15 protein-coding genes are annotated in these 16,300 nt (G+C 52.4%); 2 read left to right on the forward strand and 13 right to left on the reverse strand.

Translation table 11 applies throughout. The features are described from left to right. Window positions 1-105 precede the first annotated feature (105 nt). Window positions 106-1,083, forward strand: coding sequence for a 4-hydroxythreonine-4-phosphate dehydrogenase PdxA (gene pdxA, locus ACMYR3_RS02870; RefSeq protein ID WP_424194329.1), 978 nt, complete (start codon window positions 106-108; stop codon window positions 1,081-1,083). 294 nt (window positions 1,084-1,377) lie between these two features. Then, entirely contained in the window at window positions 1,378-2,151 is a 774-nt protein-coding gene (gene rsmA, locus ACMYR3_RS02875) for a 16S rRNA (adenine(1518)-N(6)/adenine(1519)-N(6))-dimethyltransferase RsmA (RefSeq protein WP_424194331.1), read from the forward strand. Window positions 2,152-2,216: 65 nt separating this feature from the next. Here rsmA and ACMYR3_RS02880 read toward each other — a convergent pair whose 3' ends face one another. From ACMYR3_RS02880 to miaB, 13 genes are all read right to left on the reverse strand, one after another. Continuing rightward, window positions 2,217-3,686: an esterase-like activity of phytase family protein gene (locus ACMYR3_RS02880; protein ID WP_424194333.1), complete on the reverse strand. Its 1,470-nt coding sequence runs from the start codon at window positions 3,684-3,686 to the stop codon at window positions 2,217-2,219. A gap of 49 nt (window positions 3,687-3,735) precedes the next feature. Beyond that, the gene (locus ACMYR3_RS02885) at window positions 3,736-4,434 is read right to left on the reverse strand and encodes a lamin tail domain-containing protein (protein WP_424194335.1); all 699 of its coding nucleotides are present in this window, start codon (window positions 4,432-4,434) and stop codon (window positions 3,736-3,738) included. 344 nt (window positions 4,435-4,778) lie between these two features. After that, a complete protein-coding gene (gene gloA / locus ACMYR3_RS02890) occupies window positions 4,779-5,180 on the reverse strand; it encodes a lactoylglutathione lyase (protein WP_424194337.1) in 402 nt (133 codons plus the stop codon). Between the two features lie 113 nt (window positions 5,181-5,293). Beyond that, complete coding sequence (locus ACMYR3_RS02895; RefSeq protein ID WP_424194339.1) at window positions 5,294-6,130, reverse strand: M48 family metallopeptidase; 837 nt, start codon at window positions 6,128-6,130, stop codon at window positions 5,294-5,296. Next, a complete protein-coding gene (locus ACMYR3_RS02900) occupies window positions 6,078-6,845 on the reverse strand; it encodes a lysophospholipid acyltransferase family protein (protein ID WP_424194341.1) in 768 nt (255 codons plus the stop codon). The genes ACMYR3_RS02895 and ACMYR3_RS02900 overlap by 53 nt, the downstream gene beginning before the upstream one ends. A 51-nt stretch (window positions 6,846-6,896) precedes the next feature. Then, window positions 6,897-7,484, reverse strand: coding sequence for a D-glycero-beta-D-manno-heptose 1,7-bisphosphate 7-phosphatase (gene gmhB, locus ACMYR3_RS02905; RefSeq protein ID WP_424196336.1), 588 nt, complete (start codon window positions 7,482-7,484; stop codon window positions 6,897-6,899). Window positions 7,485-7,503: 19 nt separating this feature from the next. Further along, the gene (glyS, locus tag ACMYR3_RS02910) at window positions 7,504-9,639 is read right to left on the reverse strand and encodes a glycine--tRNA ligase subunit beta (protein WP_424194343.1); all 2,136 of its coding nucleotides are present in this window, start codon (window positions 9,637-9,639) and stop codon (window positions 7,504-7,506) included. A gap of 23 nt (window positions 9,640-9,662) precedes the next feature. Beyond that, complete coding sequence (glyQ, locus tag ACMYR3_RS02915; RefSeq protein ID WP_424194345.1) at window positions 9,663-10,583, reverse strand: glycine--tRNA ligase subunit alpha; 921 nt, start codon at window positions 10,581-10,583, stop codon at window positions 9,663-9,665. Window positions 10,584-10,660: 77 nt separating this feature from the next. Further along, entirely contained in the window at window positions 10,661-12,316 is a 1,656-nt protein-coding gene (lnt, locus tag ACMYR3_RS02920; protein ID WP_424194347.1) for an apolipoprotein N-acyltransferase, read from the reverse strand. Further along, window positions 12,316-13,209, reverse strand: coding sequence for an HlyC/CorC family transporter (locus ACMYR3_RS02925; RefSeq protein WP_424194349.1), 894 nt, complete (start codon window positions 13,207-13,209; stop codon window positions 12,316-12,318). The genes lnt and ACMYR3_RS02925 overlap by 1 nt, the downstream gene beginning before the upstream one ends. A gap of 52 nt (window positions 13,210-13,261) precedes the next feature. Next, window positions 13,262-13,837 carry an rRNA maturation RNase YbeY gene (gene ybeY / locus ACMYR3_RS02930; RefSeq protein WP_424194351.1) on the reverse strand — a complete coding sequence of 192 codons (576 nt, stop codon included), beginning with the start codon at window positions 13,835-13,837 and terminating at the stop codon, window positions 13,262-13,264. Window positions 13,838-13,851: 14 nt separating this feature from the next. Next, window positions 13,852-14,874: a PhoH family protein gene (locus tag ACMYR3_RS02935; RefSeq protein WP_424194353.1), complete on the reverse strand. Its 1,023-nt coding sequence runs from the start codon at window positions 14,872-14,874 to the stop codon at window positions 13,852-13,854. Continuing rightward, window positions 14,871-16,220 carry a tRNA (N6-isopentenyl adenosine(37)-C2)-methylthiotransferase MiaB gene (miaB, locus tag ACMYR3_RS02940; protein WP_424194355.1) on the reverse strand — a complete coding sequence of 450 codons (1,350 nt, stop codon included), beginning with the start codon at window positions 16,218-16,220 and terminating at the stop codon, window positions 14,871-14,873. The genes ACMYR3_RS02935 and miaB overlap by 4 nt, the downstream gene beginning before the upstream one ends. Window positions 16,221-16,300 lie beyond the last annotated feature (80 nt).

A 16,300-nucleotide genomic window follows, 5' to 3' on the forward strand; every position in this document is an offset into this window, starting at 1 on the left:
CAACGCGCGTTGCCACAATCGGCGATAATTCGCTCTGACCGTTTTGCTCAAGTCACTCATTAGCATGATGCAAATTCTTGAGCCACATAACCAGCTGGAAAAATATTGAATTCTGAAACATTGACTTTGGCCATCACCTCCGGCGAGCCTGCGGGTATTGGCCCAGACATTAGCTTGCAGGCTGTTATGGCCTTGCGCGAAGAAGCCGCTGCAATGGATTGGCGGTTTGTGCTGATTGGTGATGCCAATCTGTTTGAAACCCGTTCCAGCCAGCTTGGGCTAAACCCCATTTGGCGCACCCTGGTGCGCATAGAACCGGTGCCATTGACTGTACCCGCGGTGATCGGCAAGCTGGATGCCCGTAATGGCAAGGCTGTGCTGGCCATGCTTGACAGGGCGATTCGGGGAGCGCGTATGAATGAGTATGATGCGGTGATTACAGCGCCTGTGCAAAAGAGCACCATCAATGAAGCGGGCATTGCCTTTACCGGTCATACCGAATACTTTGCCGAACAGACCGGTACACCGCTGGTGGTGATGATGCTGGCCGGTGGTGGCATGCGTGTGGCATTGGTGACCACTCATCTACCACTCAAGGATGTGCCCGCCGCGATTACCAGTTCGCAACTGTCGGCCACACTCAATGTGCTGCAGGGCGAATTGCAGCGCTCTTTTGGTATTGCCGAGCCACGGATTCTGGTCACCGGTCTTAATCCGCATGCGGGGGAGGCGGGTTATTTGGGACGTGAAGAAATTGAAGTCATCAGCCCGGTTATTCATGCCATGCAAGGGATGGGACGCAAGATCAGCGGGCCTTATCCAGCCGATACCTTGTTTCAGCCCAAGTACTTGCAAGAGGCCGACTGTGTGTTGGCCATGTACCATGACCAAGGTTTGACCGTGCTCAAGTATGCCAGTTTTGGTGAGGGCGTTAACATCACATTGGGTTTGCCGATTGTACGTACCTCAGTTGATCATGGCACCGCGCTGGATCTGGCCGGTACCGGCAAAGCCGATTGCGGCAGCATGATCGAAGCGATTCGTACGGCTGCGCTGATGGCCAGAAATCGAAAGAAATATTGATTGAACCGCCAAGACACCAAGGGTGCTAAGAAAAGATCAAAACCTTTTCAACCACAAAGACACAAAGAGCACGAAGAAAAAACTTGCTTGAGTAGCGCTGTTTAAACACGAGGCCAGCACATCTTTCTTTATTCACGTTCTGTCCCAGACTGCAGGGTCAGCACGTTGACTGATTTGAAGTTCTTCTTCGTGCTCTTTGTGGTGAATGCTTTTGGTCTTTTCTTGGCGGTTCAATCAAACCAATATTATTTAAAAACCACGTTCTTTGTTATGAAGGCAGCTTGAAGCCACGCTATGAAACATATTCCACGTAAACGTTTTGGTCAGAATTTTCTGATCAATCAGCAGGTCATTCATGACATCATCAACGCGGTTGATCCCAGACCCAGTCAAATTCTGGTCGAGATCGGCCCTGGTCTGGGCGCTTTGACCTTTCCTCTGCTTGACCGGATTGAACATCTGCATGTGGTGGAACTGGATCGTGATCTGGTTGCCCGTCTAAGAAAACAGGCCAAGCTCAGCGTGCATGAGTCCGATGCGCTCAAGTTTGATTTTGGCTCATTGAAAGAGGCCGACAAACCATTGCGCATTGTAGGTAACCTGCCCTACAACATCTCCAGCCCCTTGTTGTTTCATCTGGCCAGCTTTGCGCATTTGGTGGAAGACCAGCACTTCATGCTGCAAAGAGAAGTGGTCGAGCGCATGGTTGCCGAGCCAGGTAACAAGGAATACAGCCGCTTGTCGGTGATGCTGCAGGTTCGTTACGATATGGACAGTCTGCTCGACGTGCCGCCGGATTCTTTTGATCCGCCACCCAAGGTGGATTCAGCCGTGGTGCGGATGTTGCCCAAGCCGCTCAACCAGCTCAAGGTCAAAAATCAGGCCCTATTTGCCGAAGTCGTCGCAGCCGCTTTTTCCCAGCGTCGCAAAATGTTGCGCAACACCTTGGCAGCTTATGCAGAGCGGATTGACTTTGCCGCGCTCCAGTTTGATCTGACGCGCCGTGCCGAAGATGTACCGGTAGATGAATATGTCATGTTGGCTAACCTATTGGTGGGTTCTGTCTGAGCATGCATAAAAAAACCCGGCCTGAGCCGGGTTAAATCAAAACAGGAGAATACGACTTTATTGAATCAGGCTTTGCGGCGACGCAGACCCATCAAGCCCAGCAGACCGCCACTCATCAGCAAGGCGCTGGCGGGCAGGGGGACGGCAGCAATATCCTGTGGTGTGTAAGTGGCAGTAAAGCCGCTGTCACCTACCAGTGTCGTGGTGGTGCCATCAATGCCAAACACGTAAAAGTAGTTCTTGTTGACAGGTTTGGTGTTGTCATTGATAAAGTCGTTGTCATTGGTAATGATCAGGGTGTGTTTGCGCACACCATTGACCATGACATCCTTGCCAAAAGCCAGACCTTCAATTTTTGAAGGCAGGCCATTCACGGGGTCGGCGGCATCGGTACCTTGCCAGAGACCATACTTGCTGGTGCCATCGGCATTTTTGGCGAGCAGATCAAGTACCAACGTCTTGGTTGGCGTGGTCACAGTACCCAGCGTGGTCTGGCCAGTGACATTGCTGACACCTGCCTGATTGATATCAATGGTATAGAGTTTTTTGAAGGTGTTGGCACCACCATCACGTTCATCCACCAAAAACTGATGGTCATTGATCGCGACGACTTCGCTGATGGTGTTTTTCTTGTTTTCCAATTTGTAAGGAATTTCCTTGGTCACGCCAGTGGCAATGTCAATCACGACAATGCGGGTATTGGTGCCGTTGGTGCCACCATCCTGAATCAGAGGGCTTTGCATCATGCCGATCAGTTTGGTGCCATCTGGTGTAATGGCCAGGCCTTCCATGCCTTTATTAGCAACCCGGCCTTGTGTATTGCCGCTGATTTCAGTGCCGCTGACAGGACTCTGATTGTTGACACCATAATAATTAGGCAGAGTAAAAGTCTTGATGCGTTCGCCGGTGCTGCGATTGAATTGATACACATAGGGACCATATTCATCGGTCACAAAAATGCTTTTGCCATCATTGGAAACACGTACGCCTTCCGGGTCAAAGCGGGCGTTGTTGATGTTGGTGGAGTTGCCAGGCAGATAGTTGTCTGAACGACCGGTAAAGTAGTTTTTATTGGCGGTATTTTGTGCCGGTGCACCCGAACCAACACCTAAACCTGCACCAGTACCGTAATTCAATGGTGTGCTGGAATACAGCAGCGTGGTATTGCTCAGCGTCGGTGCAAAGTTATAAATGGATCCGGCTGACAGGCTGATCACATCAGGGATATTGAGTTGCAGTGTCTGGAAGCGATCAATAAAAGATGCCGTGTCGTCAATGGCAGAGTTATAGCTGACTGCATTAGGGCCACGATCCGGCGTGGCGATAAAGGTATTGCCACCCGCGTAGGCCAGTCCTGAACCCAGGCCACCCAATAAGTTGGCAGCTACACCATTTTCCAGTGTGTTGTTTAATCCAGAAAGGTCACTGGTGTTGGCATCGAAATAACCTTTGGCGATGATGTCGATACCAGCATGAGCCAGGTTGGCGCTGAACAGGCCAGCAAGTAATAAGGGGAGTGTGAGTTTTTTGAACATGGTGAACTCTGATTAATATTGAAAAATTGATTTTTAAGCTTTGGCTAATTTATTGTTGATTGCGACGTTTGCCCAATAATGGAATCAGGCCCACACTACTCATCAATAAAACCAGGGAAGAGGGCAATGGCACTGCGCTGACATAAGCGGTTTTGCCGGGGCTGCCTATGTCACCACTGGTTCCGGCACCAACGGACTTATAGCTGCCTTCGCTATCACCCACAGTGGCAAGGCTCCACAACAAGGCATTGTTGTTGCCAATTGCGCTGCTGGTAGTTGGGCGACCACTGGCACCAGTGGTACGAATGCCGCCAATGGTTTGATCGTCATAAGTTAAACGATCGACCAGTGCGCTGCTGCTGTTATAAATATTGATTTCGTCAGCACGACCGAGGTTGTTATTGTTACCGTAACTGAGAACCTTGACGCTGCTGGAAAGATTCCAGGCCGTACGAAAAGCCGCGGCGCTCAGTTCGGTCAGGATGACTGACTCACCCGAATTGACTGTGCCTAGTGCTGACAGGCTTTGCGAACCTGGTACACGAGTGTTGTCGTCATAACTCCAGCCAGTGAAGTTGACTGCTGTTGGTCCAAAGTTGGTGAGCTCGATAAACTCACCGGTTGCATTGACTGAGTTGTACATCCATTCGGTGATTTTTACACCGGTTAGTGCAGCATGCGCTGGCTGAATGGCTGTGCTACCCAAAGCCATGACCAACATGAGCTGCCAGATGGTTTTCTTACCCATTTATCTTCCCCTGAAAAACTGTGTATTAAATAAATTGATCCATGAGGAAGAGTGATCTTGCTTTATGACAAGGTCATGTAACAAAGTGGATACAAATTCAGTCCGAATGGACTAGTCTTGACGGATAAGTATTATCCTTGTGAACGGCAATTTGCTTGCTGCGTGAGACTGCAAGCCATTTTCAGGTTTGTTGGCTTTATGATAAATGTATTGATGAAGAAAGTCGCAACAGATAGTTGCTGGTGCCGTCCCTTTCAGCCATCACTGTGAGAGCTGATTCCGAGTGAAAGGGACGCGTTTAAAGGCAGGTTGACTTAGTTGCTGTCATGCCATGACAGCAGTGCTTAAAACTGTTCGAGATTATCTTTTTTCTCGATCAATTCAATCTTGTAACCATCCGGGTCTTGTACAAACGCAATCACCGTCGTGCCGCCTTTGACGGGGCCGGCTTCACGCGTTACATTGCCACTTTTAGCGCGCACAGCATTGCAGGCCGCTGCAGCATCTGGCACCTGCAAGGCAATATGACCATAAGCACTGCCTTGCTCATATTCGGTCACACCGTAGTTGTAGGTCAGCTCAATCTCTGCCTGTGCCGGATTACCTTCATAGCCCACAAAGGCCAGGGTATATTTGTATTCGGGATTGTCATGGGTGCGCAGCAACTTCATGCCGAGTACGCTGGTGTAAAAATCGATGGATCGCTGCAGATCACCCACGCGCAACATCGTATGTAAAACTCTCATCGTCTGTCTCCTTCTATTTGGAAAATAAATACAGGGATGATAATCATAGCCCAGGCTGGGCCGATTTCAATCAGTTGTCAGACCAATAAGGTTATTGGAACAACTGTGTCAGCTCAGTCTGGCATGCATTCCGACAAGACCTTGAGGGCTTTGCGGCGCTCGGCGTAGTCAGGGATTTCCTTGGCAACAATTTGCCAAAAGCGGGGACTATGATTCATTTCACGTAAATGTGCGAGCTCATGCACAACCAGATAATCAATGATCTTCAAGTCACAATGAATCAGTTTCCAGTGCAGCCGGATATTGCCTTCGGAGGTGCAGCTACCCCAGCGGGTTTTGGCCGAACTCAATGATAATTGCTTGAACGACACACCCATGCGCGGGGCATAGTGATTGAGTCGTTCAATAAAGCAGCTACGTGCCTGAATCTTGAGCCAGGTTTGCACCTGTTTGCGAATCTGCTGTGATTGTTCATGATCGGTATGTGCCGATGGTTGGCGCAGACAGAGCATGGTCTGGGCATGATCCACCAGTACGCGTGCCTGCTCATGAAAAATCAGGGTGTAGTGTTTGCCCAGCAGGGGTAAAAGGCCACCCGCCTGCCATACCTGTGGACGGTTGGCCCGATCCTCGGCGCGTTGCAACTGTTCATCCAGCTTGCTCAGGATCCACTCAGCCTTGACGGACAGCGCGCTTTCCAGGCCGGCTTGTGTGACCCAGTGCGGCGCCGTGACATGCAGCCCGGTACCATCCACCACAAAGCCAATCGTGCGCCGTGAAGTGCGTTTCAGCTCATAAGGCACGATGCGCTGTCCGACCACCCAGCGCCGCAGCTTGCCAACCTGACGAATCGGGGCAGACGGCCTGGAGGGCTGCTGTATTTGCCAGTTAAACAGATCAGGCAGCTTGAACATGGGCGGCTTGGCTGGCTGTTGCGTTTGGATAGGCATCAGGATCAATCTGGTGCATTTCATTTTCAATCCAGTTTTCAACCTGGGTATTGAGTTCATCCGTAGTCAGGTCGACTGGCGAAATGGGTTGACCGATTGAAACGGTGATCGTGCCTGGATATTTGATGAATGAATTTTTTGGCCAGCAGCGTGCGGCGCTCAAGGCAATGGGTATGACTGGCACATTGGTATCCTTGGCGAGTCGTGCGCCACCCGATTTATATTTGCCAGTCTTGCCGCGCGCAATGCGTGTACCTTCAGGAAACATGATGATCCAGCGGCCTTCGGCAAGGCGGTCCTTGCCTTGCTGCACCACTTCGGCAAAGGCTTTGCTACCTTTATTGCGATCAATGTGGATCATCTTCATGAGGCCAATGCTCCAGCCAAAAAATGGAATCCGCAATAGCTCACGTTTGAAAACAAAACATAAGGGGCGTGGCATCATGGCCGGCAAGGCAATGGTTTCCCAGGCAGATTGATGTTTGGAGAGCAGCACGGCCGGTGCATCGGGCAGGTTTTCCATGCCTTTGAACTCATATTTGATGCCGCAGATCAGACGGGCGCTCTTGATGATCAGTTTGCACCAGGGGCGCATGATCAGGCGATAGCGCCAAAGTGGGCTGAATGGCACCGTCAAGAGCAGCAAAGGGCCACCCATGACGATGGTCAGTGTGGTCTGGAACAGGAAGAAAATCAGGGATCGAATAAATAACATCAGGCAGGTGATAGCGCTATCAATAGAAGAAAATCAAATAAGGCAGGGTGATCAGCTGGCTGGCTGATTATCTTCATCTTGTTGCTTGGTCAGAAAATAATCGACGAAGGCAGCCAGATTTTCATGCACCATCGTGCCTGGCAAAATATTATCAATGCCGCCATGTTCTTCAGCTTGTGCCAGGACCTTCATGCCTTTACCGGTCTTGACCAGATGCGGCTGGCAGCCCGCCGCAATACCGGCCTGCAAGTCGCGCAGTGAATCACCCACCGCTGGGACATCGGTCAGTGGCACATCAAAGCGTTTGGCGATTTCGTGAAACAGACCTGGGCGGGGTTTGCGGCAGTCGCAATTGTCGGCTGGTACATGCGGGCAAAAGAAGATGGCGCTGACCTTGCCACCGACATTGGACAGTTCTGTGGCCATCTTGCCATGCATGGCATTGAGTGCAGCCATATCAAACAGGCCACGGCCAATGCCGGACTGGTTGGTAGCGACCACCACCTGATAACCGGATTGGTTGAGATCGGCTATTGCTTCCAGACTGCCCGGCAAGGCAATCCATTCATCCGCTGTTTTGATGTAGTCATCGCTATCTTCGTTGATGACACCGTCTCGATCCAGAATGACCAGTTTCATAGGTTTGGTATACAAAATATCAGCTTGCCAGTTTAGCCAGATCGGCCACACGATTCATCAGGCCATGCAGTTTGCGCAACAGCGCAATGCGATTGGCGCGTACTTTCATGTCTTCATCCATCACCATCACGGTTTTGAAGAAGCCATCGACATTATTGCGCAGACTGGCCAGCAGTTTCAGATAGCCGCTGTAGTCATGGGCGACAAACAGCTTTTCAGCTTGCGGTGTGAGCATGGTGACGGCAGAGCAGAGTGCTTCTTCGGCCGCTTCCTTGAGCAGGCCGTTATGCACACAGGTCTGTGTCAGTGTGGCATCTTCATCGGCCTTTTTCAGAATATTGCTGATGCGCTTGTTGGCGGCGGCCAGACTTTCTGCTTCGGGCAGCGCCGCAAAGGCGTGCACCGCATCCAGTCGTTGGCGCAAATCATTGAGGGGCAATGCTTCGGCACGCAAGGCCAGTACGGCTTCAACCTCATGCGCGCTAAAGCCCTGCTCGCGCAGCGAATTACCCAGACGTTCGTAAATGAACACACTAAGCGTGTCCTGCAACTGCTCATTATTGAGTAACGTACCAAATTGAGCCTGGGCATTATCAATCAGCCATTGCACACTCAGCGGCAGTTGCTGTTCGATCAGGATACGCACCACCCCGAGCGCATGACGGCGCAAGGCGAAGGGATCTTTGTCACCCGTTGGCAATTGGCCAATGCCAAACAGTCCGACCAGGGTTTCCAGCTTGTCAGCCAGCGCCACCACCACACCGACTTGATTGCGTGGCAAGGCATCGCCCGCAAATCGCGGTTTGTAATGATCTTCAATCGCTTCGGCAATATCATCACCCAGATTTTCATGGCGGGCATAGTAGCCACCCATGATGCCCTGCAGTTCAGGAAACTCACCGACCATATCTGTCAGCAGATCAGCCTTGGCCAGCTTGGCAGCCAGATCAGCTTGATTAGCCAGATCGTTGCCACTGAGTTGTTTGCCGATGACGCGGGCGATGGCACGCACGCGTTCGCAGCGTTGCAATTGATTGCCGAGTTTATTGTGATAGACCACATTGCCCAGCAGGGGGACGCGATCTTCCAGTTTTTTCTTCTGGTCCTGCTCAAAAAAGAACTTGGCATCGGCCAGACGAGGGCGGACGACGCGTTCATTACCACCAATCACCGCAGTTGGGTCGGCAGGGCTGATATTGCTGACCAGTAAAAACTGATTGGTCAGTTTGCCATCGGTATCGAGCAGCGGAAAATATTTCTGATTGGCCTTCATGGTCAAAATCAAACATTCTTGTGGCACGGTCAAAAAGCTCGCTTCAAACTGACCAATCAACACATTGGGTCGCTCAACCAGCGCGGTTACTTCATCCAGCAAGGCAGCATCTTGAATCGGTTTGACGCCACCGCCGACCTTGGCGGCTGCGGCATTCAATTGACGCACAATCTCGGCACGACGCTCACTAAAGGCGGCCAGTACGGCACCTTGGTTAGCCATTTGCTCGGCATAATGGTCGGCATGGGTCAGGCTGATCGGAGACACGCTCGCTTCAAAGCGATGGCCTTGTGTGGTGCGGCCTGATTGCAGTCCCAATATGCTGATCGGCACAATCGCCTCGCCATGCAATGCCACCAGGCCATGGGCAGGGCGAACAAAATTAACGGTTTCCCAGCCATCAGCCAGTTGATAGGTCATGACTTTGGGGATGGGCAGTTTACCGAGAGCGTCGGTCAGTGCATCCTGCAAGCCGCTTTGCAGGGTGGCACCGGCTTGCAGGCTTTCATAGAACAGCGCTTCAGCCTTGCCATCGCTTTCGCGCTTGAGCTGGCTGACAGCCGCAGCATCTGCACCCAGAGCCGCCAGCTTTTTAAGCAAAGCCGGTGTGGCCTGACCATTGGCATCCAAGCCAACACTGACCGGCATCAATTTTTGTTTATCAGGCCGATCAGCCGCTTTTTCCTGCACATTGGGAATCCACACGGCCAAACGCCTTGGGCTGGCGAAGGCCTTGATATTGGCTTGCTCGGTGGCATCCACCAATTGCAATTTGGCCAGTCCGGCAAAAATGCTCTGGGCAAAAGATTCGCCCAGCTTGTTTAATGCCTTGGGCGGGAGTTCTTCGACAAACAGTTCTACCAAAAGATTGTTCTTGCTCATACTTGTGCTCATAGTCAGGCTGATCAGGCCGCTTTCTTGTTCTGTAGTTGAATTTGCACGGCTTCAGCCCAGGCTTTGGGCGCCATCGGAAAGCCCAGACGGGCGCGACTGTCCAGGTAGCTGGCCGCCACACTGCGTGCCAGATTGCGAATCCGGCCAATATAGCCCGCCCGCTCGGTCACGCTGATGGCACCACGGGCATCCAGCAGGTTAAAGGTGTGCGCCGCCTTGAGGATCTGTTCGTAAGCGGGTAAAGCCAGTTGTTGCTGCATCAGATGCTGCGCCTGTTTTTCATGCGCGGCAAAGGCCGTAAACAAAAAGTCCACATCACTATGTTCAAAATTGTAGGTACTCTGTTCCACTTCGTTTTGGTGAAATACATCGCCATAGGTCACGCCCGGCGCATATTGCAATTCGTAAATACTTTCCTTGTCCTGAATATACATGGCCAGCCGTTCCAGACCGTAAGTGATTTCGCCGGTGATGGGTTTGCAATCAATCCCGCCGACTTGCTGAAAGTAGGTGAACTGGGTGACTTCCATGCCATTCAGCCAGACTTCCCAACCCAGACCCCAGGCACCCAGTGTGGGGTTTTCCCAGTCGTCTTCCACAAAACGCACGTCGTTTTGCCTGAGGTCAAAGCCCAGTGCTTCGAGCGAGCCCAAATACAGTTCCAGAATGTTGGCTGGTGCAGGCTTGAGCACCACCTGATATTGATAGTAGTGCTGCAGGCGGTTGGGGTTGTCGCCATAACGGCCATCCTTGGGGCGGCGTGACGGCTGTACATATGCTGCACGCCAGGGCTCTGGGCCAAGGGCGCGCAAAAAGGTCGCGGTGTGTGAAGTACCGGCACCAACTTCCATATCGTAGGGCTGGAGCAAGGCGCAGCCCTGTTTGTCCCAATATTCTTGGAGGGTGAGAATGATTTGCTGAAATGTAAGCATGTTCTTGAACGTGAGCCCGTTAATTCGGGCGTAGAGATAAGCGAATCCGAAGCAGATAAATAAACTAACCAGCTATTTTACTCTGCCCGGATGCGCCAGGTAAAAGCGAAGGAAAGTACGATCAAAACCGAGCAGAAACCAAGCACTGGCCAGTTCTCCCACAGTACATAGGGTGTGGTGCCGCGAAAGCCGGTCACTTCGGCACTGATTTCATCCTGGGTAAATGGCGTGAGTTCTTCCAGTACTCGTCCTTGCGGGCCAATGATGGCGGTGGCACCGGTATTGGTGGCGCGAATCATCGGCCGGCCGGTTTCCATGGCGCGCATCCGCGAGATCTGCAGATGCTGCGGTATGGCGATCGTATTGCCAAACCAGCCGATATTGCTGACGTTGAGCAAAATATTGGAGGTGGTATCCGACTGGCGCAGATGGGCGGCAATTTCTTCGCCAAACAGGTCTTCATAGCAAATATTGAGCATCACTTTTTGTGTGCCGTTGGCTGTCTTGATTTCAAACGGTGCTTGTACCATTTCACCGCGATTGAAGTCGCCCAGTGGAATATTCATCATGCGTGTAAACCAGTGAAAGCCATCGGGAATGAATTCACCAAACGGCACCAGATGATGTTTGTTGTAACGATAGAGATGGCTGATGAGCGACTCACTACTGGTTTTGCCATCACCAATGGCTTGCCCTGGCGTCATGCCCAGCATGCTGTTGGTATAAAACGGGCCGGGCTCTTCCATGGCCACACCAAACAGAATATGAGATTGGGTGCGCGTACTGAACTGTTGCAGGCGTTGCAGGAGACTGGCGGGCAGTTCGTGACCAAATACGGGAAAGGCGGTTTCGGGGGTAATGATCAGGTCGGCGGGTTTGGCGGTAATCAGTTTTTCGTAAAGTGCCATCGAGCGACCGACATTGGCCTCGCCAAACTTTTCTTCCTGCGGCACATTACCTTGTAGCAGACGAATTGAAATACGCGAACTGCCATCCAGTCCCTGGCGATTTTCCGATGTCCAGGGTGATTCCTGAAACAGTAGGGGGCTTGCCAATACGCCAGCGCCGATCAGCAGCGCAAACACGCTGGTGGTCCAGCGCAGTTTGATCAGATTGACGATCAATACTGTGATGAGTGCGGCAATCAGGGCCGCCAGAAAGCCCAGTCCATAGACCCCAAAGATGGGCGCATAAGCGCTCAATTGCCCGCTGGTGTGGGCATAGCCTGATGCCAGCCAGGGGAAGCCAGTCAGCAGATTGCCACGCAGCCATTCAGTCAGCCCCCAGGCCGCAGCAAATAAAAAAGCCCCATGAATGCTGACGGGTGGATGTTGGGCAAAGGCGCTGATTTTTTCGGCGTAGGGCATGGCCAGTCGGCCAAACAGCCAGGCCGCCAGTGCCGGATAAAGACTAATAAAGGCGCATAGTGCAGCGATGGCGGCAATGGCGAGGTTGCTATCCAGTCCGCCATACACATGCATGCTGATATAGAGCCACCACAAGCCACTGCCAAACCAGCCCATGCCGAAGCCCCAGCCAAGCATGGCCAGATAGCCATTGCTCTTGCCCACTCGTGAAGCTTCTACCAGCAGCAGACACAGGCCAGTGAGAGCGGCAATTTCCAGCCACCACCACTCGCGCGGTGCAAAGGCCATGGTGTGTACATAACCCAATCCGGTCGCAGCAAAGAATCGTAAGAGAAAAGCCAGAAAACGACGGATCTTGACCATCATCAGGCATCGTCTCCGTGACCGGCCTCAACTTCAGGGATTTTTTTTTCAATGCGCAAGACATGGATCTGGCGGGCATCGGCGCGCAGCACTTCGCAGCGCAGCGGACCAATATCAATGAACTCGCCACGGCGTGGTACGCGCCCCAAATGATTGCTGACCAGACCACCAATGGTGTCGACTTCATCATGCGGCAAGTCACAGCCAAAGGCTTCGTTGACCTGTTCAATTTCGGTCAGCGCCCGCACCCGCCAGCGGCCAACACCAACGGCAATGATATTGTCTTCGGCTTCATCAAAATCGTATTCGTCTTCGATGTCGCCCACAATCTGTTCAAGCACGTCTTCAATCGTCACCAGGCCTGCCACGCCGCCATATTCATCCACCACCAGGGCAATATGATTGCGATTGACCCGAAAATCCCGCAGCAGCACATTGAGACGTTTGGATTCGGGAATAAACACGGCCGGACGCAGCATGTCGCGCACGTCAAAGTCTTGCCCGGCGTAATAGCGCAGCAGATCTTTGGCCAACAGAATACCGATGATGTGATCACGATTACCTTCGTAAACCGGAAAGCGCGAGTGCGAGGTTTCCAGCACAAAGGGGATGAATTTTTCGGGCGAATCTTCAATATTGATTGCGTCCATTTGCGCGCGCGGCACCATGATGTCGCGGGCGGCCAGTTCAGAAACCTGAAACACGCCTTCGATCATGGAAACCGCATCGGCATCGAGCAGGTTACGCTCGTGTGCATCGTGCAGGATTTCCAGCAGTTCGTCGCGGGTATCCGGCTCGGGTGAAATAAATGCGGACAGTCGCTCTAATAAGGAGCGGTGGGGTTTGTTCTGAAGCCTTGCATCATGCAAGGCAGAACCAGGATGTGGGTCATTCATGGCGCTGGGCCGGAGTCGATAACGGCATAAGGATAACCGATTTACATGTCATTCAAGTTGAAATCGCCGCTGCGTTCGTCTTTTCTGTCGCATACGGATCAGTAAAGCCTAAAGTTAGCAAGATTTCTGCCTCGCGGGTTTCCATTTCCTCGGCTTCGTTATCGTCATCATGATCATAGCCTTGCGCGTGCAGCATACCATGCACCAGCATGTGCGCGTAATGTGCGAGCAGTCCCTTACCTTGCTCAACAGCCTCGGTTTCAATGACTGGACTACAGATCACAATATCAGCCGAATAGACTAAAGAATTGGGGTCGGAGTCAATTAAATTGGGCGAATCATTTTTGTCGGAATAATTTGACTCTGACCCCATTTGTTCTGCGGTATAGGCAAAGGTCAGCACATTGGTGGCTCGGTCTTTACCGCGATAATCATGGTTGAGTTGCTGGCCTTCGGCACTATCCACAAAACGCAGGGTGACAATCATCGGGCCTTCCAGCGTGGCCACGGCCCATTGCCGTAGCAGGGCGCGTGGTAGCAGTGCTTTGTGGCGTTTGTCGGCAAATTGAATACTCAAATCCAGCTTGTGACGGATGGGTTTGGCGGCTTTTTTTATGATGCTGACCATGAGCTTAAATGGGCTTAATTGCGTGGCTGGGTATTTTGTTCGTAAGCTTCAACGATGCGTGCCACCAGTGGATGGCGCACCACGTCTTGAGCGGTGAATTGCGTGACGGCAATGCCACGCACATCCTTGAGAATATATTGCGCTTCCACTAGGCCGCTGCGTTGATTGCGCGACAGATCAATCTGCGTCACATCGCCGGTCACTACCGCTTTGCTGCCAAAACCAATCCGCGTCAAAAACATTTTCATCTGCTCGGGCGTGGTGTTTTGTGCTTCATCCAGAATGATGAAGCTGTGGTTCAGCGTTCTGCCGCGCATATAAGCCAATGGCGCGATTTCAATGGTGCTGCGTTCAAACAGCTTGGTGGTTTTATCGTAGCCAAGCAGGTCATAGAGTGCGTCGTACAGCGGGCGCAGATAGGGGTCAACTTTTTGCGCCAGATCACCCGGCAAAAACCCCAGGCGCTCGCCGGCTTCCACCGCGGGGCGGGTCAGCACAATGCGCTGTACCATGTCGCGTTCCAGCGCATCGACTGCGCAGGCCACGGCCAGATAGGTTTTGCCGGTGCCCGCCGGGCCCACACCAAAGGTGATGTCATGACCCAGGATATTGCGCAGATATTCTTTTTGTCGTGGTGTGCGGCCATGCAGATCATTGCGGCGCGTGTGCAGTACCGGGCCGGTGAGTTGTTCCTCGACCTCTTCTTCGGTCAACTCAAGCAGTTGCGCGGCTTTGCTGGGCACATGAATCAGGCCTGCTTCAATCAAATCAAGCTGAATGTCTTCCAGCCCCAGTGGCCGTTTGGCCTGCTCATAAAAGCGCCCCAAGGCTTCGACGGTACTGCGTGCTTTTTGCGGTGTGCCAGTGATGGAAAAACGGTCACTGCGTCGTGCAATGGTGACGTCCAGCGCAATGGCAATCTGGCGTAGATTTTGATCCAGCGGTCCGCATAAATTGGACAGGCGCAGATTATCCAGCGGCTTGGCAATAAACTCGGTAGTGAGTAGTTTGGTGGTCATTGGAGTGGCTTTGCTCATGCCACTTCAGCCAGCACCAGCTCGCCACGCAAAGAGTTGCGCAGCGCCTGGGTAATGGTGACATCGACCAGTTGGCCCATGAAGCGGGCGTGCTGTTCGGGCGGTACGGCAAAGTTGACGACCCGATTGTTTTCGGTGCGCCCGGCCAGTTCGGCTTCGTCCTTGCGTGCCTGACGTGCCACCAGAATGCGTTGTCGCGTGCCGATCATGGATTCACTGATCTGCTTCACATTGGCTTCCACGGTGGCTTGCAGATGTTGCAGGCGCCGCAGCTTCACGTCGGCCGGTGTGTCGTCTTCCAGATTGGCAGCAGGGGTGCCGGGGCGTGGGCTATACACAAATGAAAAGCTGGTGTCATAGCCAATGTCGTCAATCAGTTTCATGAGCTGCTTGAAGTCGTCCTCGGTTTCACCCGGAAAGCCGACGATAAAGTCGGACGAGATGGCAATATCAGGACGAATCGCGCGCACTTTGCGAATGATCGACTTGTATTCGAGTGCGGTATAGCCGCGCTTCATGGCATTTAAAATTTTGTCGGAACCGTGTTGCACCGGCAAGTGCAAGTGGTCAACCAGCTTGGGCACTTTGGCGTAAGCGTCAATCAGGCGCTGGGTAAATTCTTTGGGATGGCTGGTGGTATAGCGAATCCGCTCAATGCCAGGCATGTCGGCCACGTATTCAATCAGCAGGGCAAAGTCGGCAATCTCACTGGTGCCGCCCATCTTGCCGCGATAAGCATTGACGTTCTGGCCGAGCAAATGGATTTCTTTCACGCCTTGTTCGGTGAGCCCCGCCACTTCGGCGAGCACATCATCAAACGGACGCGAGACCTCTTCACCGCGTGTGTAAGGCACCACGCAATAACTGCAATACTTGCTGCAACCTTCCATGATTGACACATAAGCCGTCGCGCCATCCACCTTGGCTGGTGGCAGGTGATCAAACTTTTCAATCTCGGGAAAGCTGATATCAATTTGCGAGCGCCCCGACGCCTGCCGTGACTTGATCAGCTCTGGCAGGCGATGCAAGGTCTGCGGGCCAAATACCACATCCACATAAGGTGCACGGCGCACAATGGTCGCGCCTTCCTGGCTGGCCACACAGCCGCCCACTCCAATCACCAGATTGGGATTGGCTTTTTTCAGATCACGCACTCGACCCAGATCAGAAAACACCTTCTCTTGCGCTTTTTCACGCACCGAGCAGGTATTGAACAAAATCACATCGGCATCTTCCGGCTTATCGGTGCGTTCCATACCGCCAGCCGCGTTGAGTACGTCGACCATCTTGTCAGAGTCGTACTCGTTCATCTGGCAGCCAAAGGTTTTAATAAATACTTTTTTCACGGAAAACTTTATGAGAAATCAAAAAACAAACGTTCAATAAAAACAAAACCGCCACAAACGGTTTTTATTGTGATGTAACC

This window comes from Ampullimonas aquatilis (assembly GCF_049675895.1).
Taxonomy (GTDB): domain Bacteria; phylum Pseudomonadota; class Gammaproteobacteria; order Burkholderiales; family Burkholderiaceae_D; genus Ampullimonas; species Ampullimonas aquatilis.